The organism is Nocardia cyriacigeorgica (assembly GCF_010858045.1).
Taxonomy (GTDB): domain Bacteria; phylum Actinomycetota; class Actinomycetes; order Mycobacteriales; family Mycobacteriaceae; genus Nocardia; species Nocardia cyriacigeorgica_E.
Map to the genome: position 1 here is coordinate 1 of NZ_JAAGVC010000270.1, position 303 is coordinate 303.

Here is a 303-nt window from a genome sequence, read left to right on the forward strand (position 1 = left end):
GAGCATCGGTGCGCTGCACGGTCTCCACGTTCACGCCGTCGACCGAACTCACCTCGACTGTGGCCGCGCCGTCACGCACCGCGGTGCCGTCGTGCAGGCCACGCAGGCGGCGCAGCGGGGTGAACCGCCACTCCTCGTCACGGCCCGATGGCACCTCGAAGGCGTTCACATCGAACGAGGTGAAGACCTCGCCTTTGTTGATCGCGGCTCCGGCGCCCGGGTTCTGAATCGGCTTGGTCGTGGGGTTCTCGCCCTCGACCGCGCCCACCACACCAGTTGCCATCAGCCGACGGCTCCTTCCAT

1 pseudogene is annotated in these 303 nt (G+C 68.0%); it reads right to left on the bottom strand.

Annotated elements, in window-relative coordinates:
* Positions 1 to 283: pseudogene (locus tag GV790_RS29665) on the bottom strand (Fe-S cluster assembly protein SufD); the annotation flags it as partial.
* Positions 284 to 303 lie beyond the last annotated feature (20 nt).